Raw genomic sequence first — 446 nt, 5'->3', positions numbered from 1 at the left:
ATCAAGGGCAAGGCGTAATGGCGTTTTTCCGTTATAATCAACCGCATTAACTCTGGCTCCCTGATTAATTATAGTCCTTATTATATTATCATCAGCCCTTTCGTTTAATGCTACATGAAGAACGGAATTGCCAAAGTCGTCGGAAATATTGATTCTGTTGTTTTCAAGGAGAGCAGATACTATTTTTGGCGATTAAAAGTCCATTTGGCTTTTTGTTTTTTAACAAACCAAATCATCAACTCCAAAGACGGCACATAACGCCTTTCTCTATTTCGAGGCATTGGATTGGTTTTTTCCCAAACAATAACATCTTTGAACTCAAAGCCGGCTTTAGTCGCAATTACTATAATATCTGAAACTTTTTTAAAATCATTAAAGACAATCAAAGATCCGCCATCTTTGAGAACACCAAAAGATTTTTCAATCCAAACAGTATTGTCAAATTC

General features: G+C 35.4%; 2 protein-coding genes. Both read right to left on the bottom strand.

Going from position 1 to position 446, the window contains the following annotated elements; genetic code table 11:
* Positions 1-147 (bottom strand): hypothetical protein (locus tag ACYVTD_RS16825; RefSeq protein ID WP_461248797.1); only part of this gene is annotated, 147 nt, incomplete at its 3' end.
* A 32-nt stretch (positions 148-179) separates the two neighbouring features.
* On the bottom strand, positions 180-446 hold a 267-nt coding region (locus ACYVTD_RS16820; RefSeq protein WP_461248796.1), incomplete at its 5' end, for a DNA methyltransferase.

This window comes from Treponema sp. R6D11, assembly GCF_054786075.1.
Note: the sequence above shows the minus strand (reverse complement) of the source record. Positions and strands in the feature narration are given on the sequence as shown.